Below are 14,059 nucleotides of genomic sequence, written 5' to 3'. Positions count from 1 at the left end.
ATAAAATCCACTTGCTATTAGTGGTCACAGTGTAAGCTGTTTCTACTAGTGCAAGGTGGATTTTTAAAATTTGTATCCTTTTAATGAGCAGTTCGTGAGTATCATTCTTTACAAATCATGACTCATTACGATTAATTCCCCTTTTATCCCCATTACTCTTTCACCTTTATCGGTATATCCGCATTTCTTGTATAGTCCTTGTGCGGCTTCATTCTTTACATTTACAGCCAATACAATTTCATTTATCGCACTATACTGTTTTTTTACAAATTCAGGCAATAGCAGTAGAGCCTTTTTGGCATATCCTTTCCCTTGATGACGGTAATCAGTTGAAAAGGCTCTTATTAATATCGCATTTTCATTATTAGAATATGGCTTTACCCCCTCTTTTCGATGTAATACAAAGAAAACAACAAGCTTTCCTTCATCGATAGCTAAAATTGAGTGACGATTGGCATCCACTTTAGAAAGTTCAAGACATTCCTGAGGTGTTCCTGTAAATTCAAGTTGTTCTTCAGTTAATTGATACTGTTCAATTAACGGCATAAAGCTGCCTTCAAATATGTATAATTGCATAGTTTCTCCTCTCCCAAGAACGTTTGTTCTTATTGTATCAATATTACGTGTGATATTCAACATAAAAATGTATTATTGTGGTATATCAACCAATTTGTTTTACAACTTTATAAGGAAGAAACTAGTACAAGCAAAAGACAGCACCAGCTATTTGCTCTAGTACTGCCTTCGTAATTGATGCTTTTATTAGTATTTTTAACGCAGGGCGACAACACCCTTTGTTCTATTTTGTTTCAATAGCAATTTCTTTATATTTCGCATCCCAAGCTGGGTCAATTTTACTTAGAGAAACCGGGCGTAACGTTTCTTTGTGCGCTAGAATATGTACTGATTGTGCTGTAGCAGCAATCGTGCCATCTTCATGTAAAATTTCATAACCATAAGTTGTACGTAGTCGATCATGTTTTTCTACCCAAGTGCGTACAGTTGCCACCTGGCCGTAGTGCATAGCTGCCTTATAAGAAATCGATAAATCCATTACTGGCGATACATAACCTTCTTTTTCTAATGCTGCGTACTCAAATCCTACATCACTTACTAACTGTGTACGTCCAATCTCCATCCAAATGATGTAGTTAGCATGGTAGACAACGCCCATTTGGTCTGTCTCCGCATATCGAATCTCAATCTGTTTTTCACTCACAAACATTTTCTTCACCTCGTCCTATATTATAGCGTAAAAATGTTGATTTGGCGGGGTTTAGGGTCTGGAGATGAAAAATGATTAAAAACACTATTTAGGAAAATATGGATAATTAATTTCAGTGTTCTTTTTGGAAAAAAATGTTGGTATCCGTTTTTACCCTATGAACCCCATTTATTTGGGGTACAAATTGGGGTACATTGGGGTACACAAAATAAATAACTACACTGGGCAGGTGCTAAGGTTAAATACAAAAAGTCACTCATTATCTTTCTAATGAGTGACTTTCTTTATTGCTATTTTTCTTTTGTCAACATTTCATTTTCACCAGTTATAATATTTCTTAATTTTAATAATTGGTTAATTACTACATCTAAAATCTCTACTTTATTAAAGCCAAGTGTTACAGGAGCATCATTTAAACTTAACATTTCACTTGTTTCTAATTCTGCGCCAATTGGTAAGGGATCAATTTTGGTAAATTGAATGGCACCCGTTTTTAGCTTCTTATTTCCAACTATCCGAACACCTACATCTCCATTTCCAAATAATATTTGTACAGAACTAGTTTTTAGTATTGGCATTATCATTTATCTCCTTTAGGTAGTTAAATATCAAATTTTCTACTTGTGTTTTTAAAGCTTGTTTAGCGTACCGCAGTTCTACATTTTCTCCTGGGGTTTTTAAAACAACGTCACTAAAATATTCGTCTATATGAATCCACTTCACTACCTCAATTTTTTGTTTAGCTAACATTCGTTTTTTATTGAAATAATCACATCTTAAATTTTTTAATAGGTCATCAACTATTTTGATATATACCTCTGCCATTTTTAGATTTCCTAGTTTATCGTAATCATTCTGCAACGATTTTACTGCCATATCCAGAAGGATAAATTATTTCTTCGCTCATCAGGCTTAATCATCAATATCTACCAGTGACGCATTTTGTATCATATCAAAGGTAATATGCTTGATTGATAAATCAGTATCTAAAAGTAACTCCTTATTATAAATATTTGTACCAGTAATTATTCCAATTTCATCATATAATTTTTGGCTTTTCCAAAGTGTGAGTTTAATTAGCTTTTTCATTTTGAAAGCTCGTTGTATTGTTTGCTCAATCTCTTCAAGTTCCCATTCAGTCAACTCACGCTTTTTATCGTAAAACTGCTCCTTTTTCCACTCTTTTAACCGAACTAAATGTTCAGGCAGCATCAATGATGTCCATTTCATATTTCCACGGTCATTTATCATTACAATCACTCTCCACAATTATTCAACATCGGATACTTTTAAAATGTCTAAAAAATGTATCTTATGGATGCCCATATACCTGTCTTTTATATGGATTAATTTAGTGTTTGCATCCATTTTTACAACTGTACCCTCTAATAGCTCATCATGTTTGTATATTGTGTATGTATAAACCTTATTTTCTTTCATCGATTCCGTTAAGGTATATGCGATTTCTTCAAGGTCGAATTCATCACGATCTAAATGTTTAGGCTCTTTCTTTTTTGGTGGTATTTTTGTTTTAGCAACCATATTAACTCCCCTTATCAGAACACTTGTTTGTTCTATTATAGAACATCAGTTCTTTTTTTAGCAATAAAAAATAACACCTTTCACAAGATATAGCTAGAAAGATGCCATTTATTGAAATTATATTCTTAAGGCTGATTAATATTTTCATTAATCTAAAAAATCACTTTTGTAAAAAGGCTGAATATTTAACTCTTTTAATAAATATTTCATATGAAAATACATTTTAGTTTTATCTAAATAATTGTAGATTTCACGTTTCATATCGCTTTCCACAGAATCCGGTAATACTAATTCCCAATGTTCCTTTTTACATTTGCATAACTTTAGAAGCTGTTGAAATAACTCCAAAATGCGGTGATACATAGAGGGGAATTCTCTTCTAATTTTATCCCTATTTTTGAGAAAAGCTTGTGTATAAAGGCAAAGTTCTTCTGGTTTCTTATAGAAATGGAATACACAACCTGCTTCCCAATTTCCTAGTTTCACCATATAAACTGCAATAGCATACCTTCTAATTTCTTTATCTTTCGCATCAAAGTATTCATAATAAGGATAGTCTTCAAAAATAGAACCTGTGTGAAAACCACCTACTTCAAAACCTCTTAACCCCTTTTTTACAGATGCTATTATATTATCCATTTTACACATCCTCCTATAATATAGGGTTTTTGTTGTCAAATATACAGAATATAAAACTAAATTTATCACACAAAAAATGCACCGTAAAATCAATTATAATTTTAATAATTTTACGATGCAATTATTTAATTTAGAAGTACGGATATGCGGTTATTACTACCCAATCGTATGCAGAGTATCCCGTCATATCTGACCCTCGTCTTAGAATTACTTTTACATTCTGTTGTTCTGTTTTAGACCAAGCAGTTTTAGAATACTTTCCATCTTGTTCAGTTACAAGATTTGTTGTCCCATTAATCGCTTCCATAATTACATCCATTGTTGATGCAGAGAAGCGTGCATACATAAATTGAGATGCACCATTTTTATCATATTTTTTAGTACCATTAGCGTTTGCCATATGACGTTCAAATATATGGCAATATCCATAATTATAGTATGGATTAACTGCAGGCATAACGACTCTAGACCCTTGACTACTACTTCTAATTTCGCTCGTTACTGCACTACTTAGCGGTGCAATTGAATCTTCTAACTCTTCACTAGGAAACAATGTAGTGTCTTCTTTAATAGACGTTAAAGGTTCTTCATTATTAATCTGAGTTCCTGGGATCATAGCAATATAATTATTAGGTGTCCGTGCATATGTACCACATATTAAAGGTACTTCCTTTTTAGCTAATTTGTCTATTTCCCAATTATAAGGTTCAATACTTGAGTCTGTATAATTAGACTCATATACCTCTAAGTCCTCCTCGTAAACTGTTGAAGCGTAAGTACTTTGAGGTACCATTAAGAAAGATAATAGTAAAATTGATATTAGTGAAATTTGAAGTATTTTTTTCACTGTTAACACCTCCTTATCTAAGGGTAACATATCTTATATTACAAATATATACTTTTTATCAATATACTGTAATTAATAATTTGAAATCTAAGCCTTCTCCTTAAACTTTAAAATAGATCTGTCGTTCTTTTTTGCCCAATTACAAAAAAACATTCAATTTATACAATAAAAAAATACCAGGCTCACAAAAAGTATGAGTACCTGGTATCGCTGTTTATAGAGTGCGCTTTACAACTGAAATCAATAATCCTAAAGCTTCACCATCAGTCATTGAACAAACTCTTTCGCTATGGTCCACTTTTAAGATTCCCTTTTGATAAGTCTCTTTTAACAATCCTTTCAAATCCTCTTTAGCTGTTGATGTTAGTGTGTTAGTCACTTTTGGTTCCTCCTTTTGTTGGATAGTCGTTTTTGGTTTCAGAGCCTCTTCGATTCGTTTTAAGAAGCTATTCCATCGGTTTTCATTTAAAATTCGATGCGGACAGTATTTTCCGTTCCAGTCTTGATGCTTTTTAACTCGCTCAATGCCCCATCCATATTGTTTTAGTAGCGAGGCTATATACTGCACTGCATTTTCCTCAGCAACAATATAACGAGCACCACCACTTTTGCTGTAGCAAATTTCTACACCTATTGATTTACGATTACCGTTACCTTGACCATCACCGCAATGCCAACCGTTACGGTTAAATAGGATTGCTTGAATAACTTCTACATCATCAACAGCAACATGATAAGATACTTGATTGTCGTTAGTTATCATGTACTTAATCTCATTGGCTGCAGAAGCATCATTTGCCGTATTATGAACCGTAATATACTGTGGTGTCATAGTGTAAGGCGATTTTATTGAATACTTACTAGATGGCAATAAGTTTTGTTTAAAAACGTAAGCCATTATTGCTCACCTTCTTTTTTAGCAGCCTTTAGTAAATCAAAAGTTCCTGAAGCTGTTAGACCCGCCACAAAGCCCGCCATCAACATCACATATGGTGGATACTCTGATAACGGCCAACAAACTATGCCAATAAAAATACCAATCACTACCGAAGTGATTGGCATGTATTGCGTATTAATTTTAAATGTCTTTTTGAGTACTTCTGAAACGGCTAGTACGATAGCCACCATCACCATTGCAATCATAAAAATGTTTGTTAAATCCATTATTCATCATCCTTTTCATTGTTTTTATTCTTTAGTGAGTGCTTCTCAATTCGGTCTACACGACCTTCCAATACATTCAGCGATCGGTTCATACCTTCGAGTGCGATTGCTGTTCTTTCCTGTGATTCATTAGACCGTTCTAAGTGGTCCATTAATTTATTTTCGCGTTCTTCTGCTCGGTTCATTAGATTATCATTTTTGCTAATTAAATAACGAAATGCCCCAAACGCTATAATTAAACAAGCTATCGCCCATACTGCTTGGCTTGTAGCAATTTCATTTACTGCAGCTACATCCATTCCATCACCAATCCTTTGCCCTATTCAAAATAAAAAGCCATGAGAAGCATCGAGATTCAGTAACTAGTACCGTTGCCCATCTCGATTGTTCTCATAGCGAATAATAAAAGCCTTCCAGAGGTTACTGGAAGGCTTTTTGCTAAGTTGTTTTAAAAAAATTATCGATTATTAGCTCTTTCCTCTAGAAGTGTAACAATTGCTTCATTCCAATGAGGATCTTTACCTGTTTTATAACCCTTATTAGCATTTACCCCATCCACAAACTCTCTAAGTTTTTTTGCATTTTCTGAATTAAAATCATTTTGTAAAGCCCATCTTTCTATATATACAGGGTCTAATGTATATCCATTTAATTTCAGCAATTGTAATAATTCTATTGTGGATGCTTTATCATCCGGATGAACAAAACCGGTTGACATGTTAATGCGATTTTTTATTGATTTTAGAGCTTCGATTACTACTTTATTCATTTATTCATCCCCTTAATTTATATATCCTTCTATATGATTGTAATTGAATGGATTACAAATTTCCAACATTATACATAATTAAAATTAGTAATAAAAATAACACGAGGATATACTTGTGATTACTGAACAATATGGGACAATTATGCCGTTAGCTGTGCGTCCATTATTGTTAATAACTGTGTATATTCTTCATCTGCTAACTGATTGTTTGCGTAGAATACGTTCACTTTATTCTGCATTGCAGCATGCTCATAACGTTTACGATCAATTAAAAACTTACATAATTCAAATACTGTCATTATAGTTTCCTCCCAATCCTAGCTCACTACGTGATACCAGGTATTCAGTGTTTAATAATGTTTGAGCCTGCATTTCTTCTAGCGTTGGTTGAGGTTCTACAGGAATAGGCTCTGAAATAATAGGTGGTGTAAACTCACCCGTTTCGCTATTATAAAAAAAACCTTCTTCGATTCCTTCACGTCCTGTAATTTCTAAAAAGTCCTTTACGTTAGGATATGGTGGCAGTTCTTTTGCCTCGAAAATCCAATAAGCAATGTTATTAACGATTTGAACGAATTTTTTCATGTGTACCTCCCTTAATTTAAAATTCTATGATGATGATGCCATCTCCGCCTTTGATTACTTTTACAGAATCCATACCTACATTACCTCCAGAACCAGCTCCATAAGGAACAACAGTTGTAACGTCGCCGCCATTACCCCCATCTCCAAAGCCAGCACCTCCTCCGTAACATGTAGCATTGTTAACTCCTAACAAACTTTCTCCAGCTCGCCCGAACATGTTACTAGATTTTGGGTCATAATAAGTTGAATTACTACTATTCAGATTACCTCTAGTTCCTCTGTTGCATAACGGTGAGTTACCGAATGGTAACGTAGCACTCGAGTAATTATTTGCTCCAGCACCACCGTTACAAGTAATTCCGAAACCAGACGACGCACCACCACTATTACCATTTTGCGATGATGAAACAGTAAATCCACTACCACCACTTCCTACAACCAAAGAATAAGTAGTTCCTGGAATTACCTTTATTGGTTTTCGAGTTACAAATGCAGCTCCTTGTCCACCTTGTGCTGAGATATTTGAATAATTTAATACGCTACCAGTGCCACTACCACCGCCTCCAAACATTGTTAATGTAATTTCAGTTACGCCATCAGGACATTTCCATGTATAAGTACCAGGCTTATCAAAAATAGCAATGTTTTGTTTTAGTGCCCCATTTTGAATTTTGAGCAATAGTGAATCTTGTTTAGTGTTTAAATTATCTACACCTTGTTTGATTTGGTCTGATTTACCTTTAATTTCACCAACACCTTGATTAATGCCGTCAAGTTTAGTATCAATAGTAGTTAAATCTTCTTGTGTCACACCGCTTGCAACTTCTCCAGCAAGTGTCTTTAAAGCGCTATCGATTTTATCCATATTGCCATTTTGTACATTAACGTCATAAAATTCATCTTGATTCGGTTTTTCTAAATTATAATTAGGTGTGTTTGTCGACATTATTGCATCACTTCCTCTCGTAATTGTTGATGTGTAAACGCTGCTAGTTGCGCGTGTGTATAGCGAGCAATTGTGCTGTGTTGGTTGTATCGTAATTGGACGGTTAAAACCATGTTTTGAGGTGTAATTCGTTCAAGCATAATTACAACCGCATCAAACATGCCTTTAACCGTCAACTCAATTTTTACACTTAACGTCTTTGCTGCCACATCACGTTGTAATTCATATTGTCCCTCACCTAATAGGCTATCAAGCAATTGTTTCAATACTCGATTCGTATAAGGTGCCTGTTCTTGATAACGAGTTAAAATACGGAATCTACGCGTTTCGATGGAGTCAGATGCTGGAACACTTAGTTTAAGCATTTTTTCGTATTGACTAGCACCTTTTCCATCAGCTGTTACGACAAATTGATTGTTTAATGTATTTTCGATTTCTTGCCACAACGCTTCTAATACAGGTTTCTCCACATTAGCCATCGCAACAATTTCTTTAATTTCGTGTAGAACAGACGGTAAATACCCTATGATGTCTACCTCTCTAGCCATTTACCACACCCCGTTTTGGAATATACTCAACATCTAATGCGATATTGGATTGACTTCCATTTAATTGCGTATTTGCAATATCAAGTACGCCCGTTATACCTAGTAATCGGTATTCAATTTGTGATACACGTACAACCACTCCTGCATAATCTTCTTCATAACTGTTTGCCTTTGCCCATTCTTCTGCTAACTCTTTGAAATAATCATCGATTACCTTCTGTACTTGACTCTCAATGTCAGTCCATGCCCAACCTGCTTGATACGTGATATTCAATGTAATATTAATAACTGTTTCGCCTACTCCAAACACAGTTACTATATGGTCTATCGGAGCTGTTCCTATGCCTTCTCCCTGATTCTCCAATGGATCAACAGCCTTTTGTACTTCTTCGATTAATGTTGGTGTCGGTTTCTCGTATTGAGAGTTAATAATGACTAATTTAACCGTCCCTCCACCATTCCAAGCGCGATAAACACGTACTCCACCGACACCAGGTAATTTCCCTATCTTTTCTTTGTAGTCGGCTCTATTGCCTCCAAATGCGGTTGATTCAAAGCTATTGAAGTAGCGTGTGCGGAACGCTTCGGTTTCTTCTTCGTCGTCTCCTGGTACCAATACATCGGTTAACATGGCTTTCTCCAAATTGTTAATATAGTTAATCGGAATAAGTTGCCCTGAAAACAAATTACCAACATTACCTGCTGTTTCACATTTCAAGATAAATTGACCTTGTGCGATTCGTTCGATAACTTCATAGTTCAAATCGTCCAAACTGAAACGACTGCCGATTGGTACATCAATGTTAAATACACCTTTGCGTTTTGCGTAAGTGGCTTCATACGGCTTTAACCCACGTTCTGCAGCACGTCGAATTAAGTAATCACGCGGTGCTGTATCGGCAAATACCATATCAATAAAATTCTTTAATGTGAAAAGCATTTGAACTGTTTCAACACTATTTGCAGCAGTTGCGTTATACACTAATGACGTTACCTCACGCTTATCAAGAGAATCATCGATACCAGCAAGTTTCCGAGCCATCAATTCTTCAAATGTTGTGTCTAGATTGAATGATTCGGCCATTAGTATTCCACCTCTTTCTCAAGAGTTAACTCACCAAAAATAGTGTGCGCTGTGTAGGCTACGTGCATTTTGTTTTTCTTTGTTGTCACTACAAATGAATCCACTTCTTTAATGCGGTTATCTTGTAGCAAACACTCTTGTATACGTCGCGGTACCTCACTCGCTACATAAGATGTGGGTTTACCGAATAAATCTTTCGATTCAAAACCCGCATTCCATGTATAGATAATGTGATCGTAACGTTCAACAGAGAGCATTAAAAAAATCGCTTGTTTCATGGCTTCTAATTCATCAATAAAGCCAACACAGCGATTCTTGTCATGTATTAGTTTATAGTTCTTCGATGGTTCAATGACTTCCTCAAAATCGAGTGTCAGACCATCATTTTCTACCTGTGGAATCATTAAACCACCTCTTTATCGATAATTAAATATTGTTGACCACCATGCGCTCGTATCATGGTAACTTTGTCTCCATCAACTAAGCCGTTATGAATTTTAAACTTTTTACGTCCTTTATATTCGTGTATATGACTGGCAGGGCCAAAACCAACTTCTGTTTCATGTTCAACTGTCATGTCTACCTCATAATCTATGACTGCACGTGTAAGCTTTAATTGCTCTTTTTTCAGCGTTAGTTTTTGGTCAACATACACTTCTAATGGCTCTACACTAACCACAGTGCCGTATACAATAGTACAAAGCCTTTGAGCGTTTAATACTCCTTTAATCATCTTTTGAATCTCAATTAAAATATCTTCCATACTACGCAACGAAATCACCGCCAATCAGTTTTAAGTCCATCCGATGGTCCGATTCTTTGAAAGTGTGCTTGACCGTTTCAACCAACATAAAATTAGCTACTGTTAAATCACCTAAATACATTTGCACCCCTAATGTAGTTCCGCCACGCACCGTTGGATCACCAAATACTTTATTAATGTGTAACTTTCTTGATTTACGATTATAAAGAGCAAGCATTCCATCAGCTTTCGCTTTACCGTTTTCTTTTTCATCGAGTTTATCTGTCATTTGCAATATGCCCCATTCGTTCATTTTGGAGCTATCTTGAGCAATGTATATTTCCCGTTTACCTGTTTCTTTGTTTTCTCTTACAAGCTTGATTTTGTTGTATGTGTTCTCGTCAATTGATGTTGTGTATTCAAACGATTCACCCGATTCTTCGTCAATGAGTAAATCAGATTTAAGCATTTTTATATTACGCAGGTTTAATGCACCGTAATCGTCATACAGCACATATAAATCACCAGTGTTAAGTGTCGTTTCAGATAATGCGTTATCCAAGATAGTAAATAGCTCTTGGTTATCCTCCACCCTTGATGCAATAACGTGCTTCGTATTAGCAACGATGCCCGTTTTAAGTTTGAAATCTTCTGTAATCATTTGAAGCACTTGAGCAGCAGTTTTATTGGCGTATACGTATGTGTCCTTGTTTTTAAAATAGCGCAGTTGGTCATAGCAAGTAACGCTGATAAGACGGTTGTTATTTCGTTTTTTTGTGAATACAAAGCCGAAAAATATTTTGTGGCCATCGTAATCAAATCGAACTGCATCACCTTCATGGAAGCCTAACACTTCATCTTTAATGATGTTAAACGTTAGCTTTCCTGGTGAGCCCTTACGATGTGTTTCCCACTCGACACCTTCCTCTACAGCGCATTCGAAAATACGTCCTTTACTCATGATATATAGCTGTGACTTAGCCAAGTTTTATCACCTGCCCAACTTTGATTTCATTTGGATTGCTTATGTTATTGAGTTTTGCAAGTTCGGTGAATTTAGATCCATCACCTAAATACTTCTTACCGATTGCCCATAAAGTATCACCCTTCACGACAGTATGTGTTTTTGGCGTATCCTTGCTTGTTGTTGGACGCTTTTGTTCTACTACTGCCTTTTGTGTAGTCGGTGTACTTGAAGCGTTACTGGATGCAGTAGCAGGCTTTGTGACAAGTCGCTTATTCCCATATGCTCTGTATTGTTTCAAACGAATATTTACCATGATGTCAAAGCCATTTTCAGCGGATTCTTTAATTTCGTAATCCTCAATTGATACTGTCATGTTCGTGTCAAAGAGTAGGTTTCCATTCGGCATCATACGGTTAATGATGAATTGAAAAGGTTTATCAGACACCTTTAATTTTTCGAGTGTATCGAGATAAAATGTAGCTGGCTGAAAACCATTGGGATAAACAGAAAACGGATATTTGACGTTTGGGAGCAATACCTCAAACTCAATATCCGTTAAACCTGTTTTCTTTATGATATTTACTTCACCGTCATTCATCAGCACTATCGTTTCATTACGGCCATTAATTTTCGTGGTCAGTTCAGAAGGAGCGACAGGGAACTGTACGCCATCTACGAAAAAGTTATACATTTTCTGTCGGACCTCCTTCTGCTAACATAGCAACCGTTTCTTCTACCTTTTCACCGAAGCGATCAATTACACCATCAATGTCCATTTCATTATTGATGTAGTTTTCATTTTTCATATCGACTGTGATTTCTGCAGTTGTGTATCGATTAATTGCTTCACGTTCAGCTATGTCACGTAGATACTTTAAATCCTCGTTAAGCATCTTTATTCCATCAGCTGCTTTCTTTGTATTGTCGGCTGTTTTCTTACCTGCATCGTTGCCTTTATCAAGCTTGTCACCAATACCTAATGCGTCATTAATCGACTTCATAAGGGCATCAGAATTGCCGACTTTACCATCATCCGAATTAAATAAATTGGCGCCCCAATTGTAACCCGTGTCCCAAGCATTTCCTAAAGATTTCATTTCCATCTTAGGTGCTTCCCAATAATCAGCAGGTGCTTCACCGACCCAATCCCCTAATGCACCTTTTATATTCTTTAAATCGCTTGTTATTGATTTTCTATGTGAAAATTCTGTCCCTTTTCCTAATCCAATCTTTGCTGCAACTTCCTTTGGTAGTAAATCTATTAACCAATTCCATGCCTCGATAGCTTTATTAACAGCATCTATCATCGCATTTGCAAAACCTGTAGCGAAATTGTCCCAACCACTAGACATAGCAATAGCTTGGTCTAAAACATTACTAGCAAGATTGTAGAAATATTTTTTTACTGAATACATTGGATGACTCCACACATTGACAAAAAATTCTGCAATTGAAGCAAATATGTTCCACAGAAATGCAATCCGATTATATATATAAGTAACTAATACCATAAATGCGCCTGCAATGATTCCTGTTGCACTAATTGATGTACCTGCAAAGTGATTTATTGCTGCTACAGCTAAGTAAATTATCCCCACAAATAAAATAATGGCCATAATAATCCATGTAATCGGACTAGCATATAATGCTGCGTTCAAACCATGTTGAGCTACAGTTTGTGCAAAAGTTGCACCGGTAGCTAACATTGTCGCTGCAGCCTGACCTGCCGTACGCATTGCTAAAATACCTTGCCATGCGGCAACTGCCATTGTAGCTAATTTTACAGCTATTAAAGCTATTACATATGCGCCAATTAATGCAGTTGCAGTTCCAACTACAGGTCCAATGAATGACCAATTATCATAAATAAAGCCTCCAATTAAAGCTATCGCATTCATTACTATACTTATAACGCCAGCTAATAAATACAACGCCTGTGTTGCACTATCTACAAATTCCTTAAATCTCTCGCTATTTGCAATTTCATTTATTTTTTGTAACACTGAACCAAATGCTCGTAAGGCTTCATTTTGGAAATAAGTCCACATTTGAGACCAAGTAACTGGCATACTATTAAACTTGTTATTTATTTCATCTGTTGCTGCAAACATTGCATTTTTTACAATACTTGCAGTAATCTTACCATCTGCAGCTAATTCCCGAATCTTACCTAATGGCTCTCCCATATAATCTGCGATAGTTGTGATAAGATTTGGCGCTTGTTCAAAAATTGAATTAAGCTCGTCACCTCGTAAAACGCCTGATGCCAAAGCTTGCGATAATTGAATTGTTGCATTACTTGCTTCTACAGCACTTGCTCCAGCGATACCAAATTGCTTTTGCACAAGCTCAGTAAATGCAACTACTTCACCTACATTTCCAAATGCATCACGAGCATTAGTACCAATCCTTGCAACCATATCAGCAGTATCTTTAAATGATGAATACGAATTTTGCGCTGCATCATGTATAAGTTGTTGCGCAAGTTCTATATCACTCATATCACCAAGTCCGAAATCAACTTTAGCTAACTGATCTGGAATTACAGGCATATCTTCAACAAGTAGTTGCACACGCGCTTTAGTATTAGTTAGTTCGTCAGAAATATCAATTACTGTACCCAACCCCCGCAAAGATAAATAGGCGCCAATTAAAGCACCTACTTTACCAAGTAATCCATTCATTTCATCTGTACCATCACGTATTCGGTTATTTAAACCTCTTTGTGCGTTATCAGCCGCACGAATTTCTTGTTCAATTTGATTCATAGAGTTTGTCGTAGTAGCTAACTCTCTACGCATCAATGCAATTGTAGAAGTATCAAACATCGTTCCGGAAGCAACATGCATTGCCTCCATTTGATTGACCATCATTGATACTGCATTTTGCATAGCCCTAATTGGTTGACTCAAGCGATCTTCAATTTGAATTGCAGTACGAATTGTTGCCATGATTTCACCTCTTTTTGATATAATAAAAAGCACTCAAGATTGAGTGCTTT

General features: G+C 35.9%; 22 protein-coding genes. All 22 read right to left on the bottom strand.

Annotation, left to right across the window (positions count from 1 at the left end; translation table 11 throughout):
* Positions 1-108: 108 nt before the first annotated feature.
* Positions 109-576, bottom strand: coding sequence for a GNAT family N-acetyltransferase (locus tag ACQKNX_RS05125; RefSeq protein WP_427427881.1), 468 nt, complete (start codon positions 574-576; stop codon positions 109-111).
* A 223-nt stretch (positions 577-799) separates the two neighbouring features.
* Positions 800-1,225, bottom strand: a complete 426-nt coding sequence (locus ACQKNX_RS05120; protein ID WP_401011566.1) for an acyl-CoA thioesterase — start codon at positions 1,223-1,225, stop codon at positions 800-802.
* A gap of 290 nt (positions 1,226-1,515) precedes the next feature.
* Positions 1,516-1,803, bottom strand: a complete 288-nt coding sequence (locus tag ACQKNX_RS05115; RefSeq protein WP_427427880.1) for a hypothetical protein — start codon at positions 1,801-1,803, stop codon at positions 1,516-1,518.
* A complete protein-coding gene (locus ACQKNX_RS05110; protein WP_427427879.1) occupies positions 1,784-2,050 on the bottom strand; it encodes an aconitate hydratase in 267 nt (88 codons plus the stop codon). The genes ACQKNX_RS05115 and ACQKNX_RS05110 overlap by 20 nt, the downstream gene beginning before the upstream one ends.
* 87 nt (positions 2,051-2,137) lie before the next feature.
* The gene (locus ACQKNX_RS05105; protein ID WP_427427878.1) at positions 2,138-2,476 is read right to left on the bottom strand and encodes a YolD-like family protein; all 339 of its coding nucleotides are present in this window, start codon (positions 2,474-2,476) and stop codon (positions 2,138-2,140) included.
* Between the two features lie 18 nt (positions 2,477-2,494).
* Positions 2,495-2,767 (bottom strand): YolD-like family protein, encoded by a 273-nt coding sequence (locus tag ACQKNX_RS05100; RefSeq protein WP_427427877.1) that lies wholly within the window; start codon positions 2,765-2,767, stop codon positions 2,495-2,497.
* A gap of 147 nt (positions 2,768-2,914) precedes the next feature.
* Complete coding sequence (locus tag ACQKNX_RS05095) at positions 2,915-3,406, bottom strand: hypothetical protein (RefSeq protein ID WP_427427876.1); 492 nt, start codon at positions 3,404-3,406, stop codon at positions 2,915-2,917.
* Positions 3,407-3,536: 130 nt separating this feature from the next.
* A complete protein-coding gene (locus tag ACQKNX_RS05090; RefSeq protein ID WP_427427875.1) occupies positions 3,537-4,253 on the bottom strand; it encodes a hypothetical protein in 717 nt (238 codons plus the stop codon).
* 214 nt (positions 4,254-4,467) lie between these two features.
* Complete coding sequence (locus tag ACQKNX_RS05085; protein WP_427427874.1) at positions 4,468-5,151, bottom strand: peptidoglycan recognition protein family protein; 684 nt, start codon at positions 5,149-5,151, stop codon at positions 4,468-4,470.
* A complete protein-coding gene (locus ACQKNX_RS05080; RefSeq protein WP_173477981.1) occupies positions 5,151-5,417 on the bottom strand; it encodes a holin in 267 nt (88 codons plus the stop codon). The genes ACQKNX_RS05085 and ACQKNX_RS05080 overlap by 1 nt, the downstream gene beginning before the upstream one ends.
* Entirely contained in the window at positions 5,417-5,716 is a 300-nt protein-coding gene (locus ACQKNX_RS05075) for a hypothetical protein (RefSeq protein WP_402760583.1), read from the bottom strand. Before ACQKNX_RS05075 ends, ACQKNX_RS05080 begins: the two co-directional genes overlap by 1 nt.
* Before the next feature lie 158 nt (positions 5,717-5,874).
* Positions 5,875-6,186 (bottom strand): hypothetical protein, encoded by a 312-nt coding sequence (locus tag ACQKNX_RS05070; protein ID WP_427427873.1) that lies wholly within the window; start codon positions 6,184-6,186, stop codon positions 5,875-5,877.
* Between the two features lie 140 nt (positions 6,187-6,326).
* Positions 6,327-6,485, bottom strand: coding sequence for a hypothetical protein (locus ACQKNX_RS05065; RefSeq protein WP_427427872.1), 159 nt, complete (start codon positions 6,483-6,485; stop codon positions 6,327-6,329).
* Positions 6,472-6,771, bottom strand: a complete 300-nt coding sequence (locus ACQKNX_RS05060; protein WP_427427871.1) for a hypothetical protein — start codon at positions 6,769-6,771, stop codon at positions 6,472-6,474. The genes ACQKNX_RS05065 and ACQKNX_RS05060 overlap by 14 nt, the downstream gene beginning before the upstream one ends.
* 16 nt (positions 6,772-6,787) lie before the next feature.
* Positions 6,788-7,717: a glycine-rich domain-containing protein gene (locus ACQKNX_RS05055; protein ID WP_427427870.1), complete on the bottom strand. Its 930-nt coding sequence runs from the start codon at positions 7,715-7,717 to the stop codon at positions 6,788-6,790.
* A complete protein-coding gene (locus tag ACQKNX_RS05050) occupies positions 7,717-8,265 on the bottom strand; it encodes a putative phage tail protein (protein ID WP_427427869.1) in 549 nt (182 codons plus the stop codon). Before ACQKNX_RS05050 ends, ACQKNX_RS05055 begins: the two co-directional genes overlap by 1 nt.
* Positions 8,258-9,349, bottom strand: a complete 1,092-nt coding sequence (locus ACQKNX_RS05045) for a baseplate J/gp47 family protein (RefSeq protein ID WP_427427868.1) — start codon at positions 9,347-9,349, stop codon at positions 8,258-8,260. Before ACQKNX_RS05045 ends, ACQKNX_RS05050 begins: the two co-directional genes overlap by 8 nt.
* On the bottom strand, positions 9,349-9,753 hold the full coding sequence (locus tag ACQKNX_RS05040) for a DUF2634 domain-containing protein (RefSeq protein WP_427427867.1): 405 nt from the start codon (positions 9,751-9,753) through the stop codon (positions 9,349-9,351). The genes ACQKNX_RS05045 and ACQKNX_RS05040 overlap by 1 nt, the downstream gene beginning before the upstream one ends.
* Positions 9,753-10,112, bottom strand: coding sequence for a DUF2577 domain-containing protein (locus ACQKNX_RS05035; protein ID WP_427428264.1), 360 nt, complete (start codon positions 10,110-10,112; stop codon positions 9,753-9,755). The genes ACQKNX_RS05040 and ACQKNX_RS05035 overlap by 1 nt, the downstream gene beginning before the upstream one ends.
* A 1-nt stretch (position 10,113) precedes the next feature.
* Entirely contained in the window at positions 10,114-11,076 is a 963-nt protein-coding gene (locus tag ACQKNX_RS05030) for an XkdQ/YqbQ family protein (protein ID WP_427427866.1), read from the bottom strand.
* On the bottom strand, positions 11,069-11,749 hold the full coding sequence (locus ACQKNX_RS05025) for a LysM peptidoglycan-binding domain-containing protein (protein WP_427427865.1): 681 nt from the start codon (positions 11,747-11,749) through the stop codon (positions 11,069-11,071). The genes ACQKNX_RS05030 and ACQKNX_RS05025 overlap by 8 nt, the downstream gene beginning before the upstream one ends.
* On the bottom strand, positions 11,742-14,009 hold the full coding sequence (locus ACQKNX_RS05020) for a tape measure protein (protein WP_427427864.1): 2,268 nt from the start codon (positions 14,007-14,009) through the stop codon (positions 11,742-11,744). The genes ACQKNX_RS05025 and ACQKNX_RS05020 overlap by 8 nt, the downstream gene beginning before the upstream one ends.
* Positions 14,010-14,059 lie beyond the last annotated feature (50 nt).

Source organism: Lysinibacillus sp. NPDC093712 (genome assembly GCF_050280025.1).
Taxonomy (GTDB): domain Bacteria; phylum Bacillota; class Bacilli; order Bacillales_A; family Planococcaceae; genus Lysinibacillus.
Note: the sequence above shows the minus strand (reverse complement) of the source record. Positions and strands in the feature narration are given on the sequence as shown.

What these genes read in the sequence shown, in the direction of transcription:
- ACQKNX_RS05100 (WP_427427877.1), bottom strand. Translation starts at nt 2,767, where the DNA reads ATGGTTGCTAAAACAAAAATACCACCAAAAAAGAAAGAGCCTAAACAT.
- ACQKNX_RS05115 (WP_427427880.1), bottom strand. Translation starts at nt 1,803, where the DNA reads ATGCCAATACTAAAAACTAGTTCTGTACAAATATTATTTGGAAATGGA.
- ACQKNX_RS05080 (WP_173477981.1), bottom strand. Translation starts at nt 5,417, where the DNA reads ATGGATTTAACAAACATTTTTATGATTGCAATGGTGATGGTGGCTATC.
- ACQKNX_RS05060 (WP_427427871.1), bottom strand. Translation starts at nt 6,771, where the DNA reads ATGAAAAAATTCGTTCAAATCGTTAATAACATTGCTTATTGGATTTTC.
- ACQKNX_RS05025 (WP_427427865.1), bottom strand. Translation starts at nt 11,749, where the DNA reads ATGTATAACTTTTTCGTAGATGGCGTACAGTTCCCTGTCGCTCCTTCT.
- ACQKNX_RS05070 (WP_427427873.1), bottom strand. Translation starts at nt 6,186, where the DNA reads ATGAATAAAGTAGTAATCGAAGCTCTAAAATCAATAAAAAATCGCATT.
- ACQKNX_RS05040 (WP_427427867.1), bottom strand. Translation starts at nt 9,753, where the DNA reads ATGATTCCACAGGTAGAAAATGATGGTCTGACACTCGATTTTGAGGAA.
- ACQKNX_RS05075 (WP_402760583.1), bottom strand. Translation starts at nt 5,716, where the DNA reads ATGGATGTAGCTGCAGTAAATGAAATTGCTACAAGCCAAGCAGTATGG.
- ACQKNX_RS05110 (WP_427427879.1), bottom strand. Translation starts at nt 2,050, where the DNA reads ATGGCAGAGGTATATATCAAAATAGTTGATGACCTATTAAAAAATTTA.
- ACQKNX_RS05055 (WP_427427870.1), bottom strand. Translation starts at nt 7,717, where the DNA reads ATGTCGACAAACACACCTAATTATAATTTAGAAAAACCGAATCAAGAT.
- ACQKNX_RS05085 (WP_427427874.1), bottom strand. Translation starts at nt 5,151, where the DNA reads ATGGCTTACGTTTTTAAACAAAACTTATTGCCATCTAGTAAGTATTCA.
- ACQKNX_RS05050 (WP_427427869.1), bottom strand. Translation starts at nt 8,265, where the DNA reads ATGGCTAGAGAGGTAGACATCATAGGGTATTTACCGTCTGTTCTACAC.
- ACQKNX_RS05065 (WP_427427872.1), bottom strand. Translation starts at nt 6,485, where the DNA reads ATGACAGTATTTGAATTATGTAAGTTTTTAATTGATCGTAAACGTTAT.
- ACQKNX_RS05120 (WP_401011566.1), bottom strand. Translation starts at nt 1,225, where the DNA reads ATGTTTGTGAGTGAAAAACAGATTGAGATTCGATATGCGGAGACAGAC.
- ACQKNX_RS05035 (WP_427428264.1), bottom strand. Translation starts at nt 10,112, where the DNA reads ATGGAAGATATTTTAATTGAGATTCAAAAGATGATTAAAGGAGTATTA.
- ACQKNX_RS05125 (WP_427427881.1), bottom strand. Translation starts at nt 576, where the DNA reads ATGCAATTATACATATTTGAAGGCAGCTTTATGCCGTTAATTGAACAG.
- ACQKNX_RS05020 (WP_427427864.1), bottom strand. Translation starts at nt 14,009, where the DNA reads ATGGCAACAATTCGTACTGCAATTCAAATTGAAGATCGCTTGAGTCAA.
- ACQKNX_RS05105 (WP_427427878.1), bottom strand. Translation starts at nt 2,476, where the DNA reads ATGATAAATGACCGTGGAAATATGAAATGGACATCATTGATGCTGCCT.
- ACQKNX_RS05045 (WP_427427868.1), bottom strand. Translation starts at nt 9,349, where the DNA reads ATGGCCGAATCATTCAATCTAGACACAACATTTGAAGAATTGATGGCT.
- ACQKNX_RS05095 (WP_427427876.1), bottom strand. Translation starts at nt 3,406, where the DNA reads ATGGATAATATAATAGCATCTGTAAAAAAGGGGTTAAGAGGTTTTGAA.